1 protein-coding gene is annotated in these 1,221 nt (G+C 53.6%); it reads left to right on the plus strand.

All coding sequences use genetic code 11. The annotated features are described in order from the left end of the window. Window positions 1-71 precede the first annotated feature (71 nt). Window positions 72-1,192, plus strand: a protein-coding gene (locus CWM58_RS27845; protein WP_088765928.1) for an IS3 family transposase whose coding sequence is annotated in 2 segments (ribosomal slippage) — window positions 72-330 and window positions 330-1,192 — 1,122 coding nt in all. Because the reading frame shifts where the segments join, the coding sequence is not laid out codon by codon here. The last annotated feature ends 29 nt before the right edge of the window (window positions 1,193-1,221 follow it).

Below are 1,221 nucleotides of genomic sequence, written 5' to 3' on the forward strand. Positions count from 1 at the left end.
TGACCTGCTCCCCGTTGATTAGTACACCCCGATGTTAGTAATGTCTTCATAAGCCACATGAGGACATCCCCATGAAGAAGCGTTTTTCCGACGAACAGATCATCAGTATTCTCCGCGAAGCCGAAGCTGGGGTACCCGCCCGTGAACTCTGCCGCAAGCATGCCATTTCCGATGCCACGTTTTACACCTGGCGTAAGAAGTATGGCGGTATGGAGGTGCCTGAAGTTAAGCGCCTGAAGTCGCTTGAGGAAGAGAACGCCAGACTCAAGAAGCTGCTTGCCGAAGCCATGCTGGATAAAGAGGCGCTTCAGGTGGCTCTTGGGCGAAAGTACTGACGACAGACCAGAAGCGGGAAGCCGTGATGCTGATGTGTGATGCGACCGGTCTGTCGCAACGTCGTGCCTGCAGGCTTACAGGTTTATCCCTGTCGACCTGCCGCTATGAGGCTCACCGTCCGGCTGCTGATGCGCATTTATCAGGGCGCATCACTGAGCTGGCACTGGAGCGCAGGCGTTTTGGCTACCGTCGTATTTGGCAGTTGCTGCGCCGTGAAGGGCTTCATGTTAATCATAAGCGCGTGTACCGGCTTTATCACCTCAGTGGCCTGGGCGTAAAACGCAGAAGACGTCGTAAAGGGCTGGCAACAGAACGTCTGCCGCTGCTCCGTCCGGCGGCGCCCAATCTGACCTGGTCGATGGATTTCGTCATGGACGCACTTTCCACCGGTCGCAGGATCAAGTGTCTTACCTGCGTCGATGATTTCACAAAGGAATGCCTGACGGTCACTGTTGCCTTTGGGATTTCAGGCGTTCAGGTCTCGCGTATTCTGGACAGCATTGCACTGTTTCGAGGCTATCCGGCGACGATAAGAACTGACCAGGGGCCGGAGTTCACTTGCCGTGCACTGGATCAATGGGCCTTTGAGCATGGTGTTGAGTTGCGCTTAATCCAGCCGGGCAAGCCAACGCAGAACGGATTTATTGAGAGCTTTAACGGACGATTTCGCGATGAATGCCTGAATGAGCACTGGTTCAGCGATATCGTTCACGCAAGGAAAATCATTAATGACTGGCGGCAGGATTATAACGAGTGTCGTCCACATTCAGCACTGAATTATCAGACGCCATCAGAGTTTGCAGCACGGTGGCGAAATGGAAAATGTGAAGGTAAACAAACCGACCTTACTAACTGACGGTTGTATCTAATCCTGGGGGCAGGTCA

This window comes from Klebsiella sp. H-Nf2, assembly GCF_002806645.1.
Classification (GTDB): domain Bacteria; phylum Pseudomonadota; class Gammaproteobacteria; order Enterobacterales; family Enterobacteriaceae; genus Klebsiella; species Klebsiella variicola.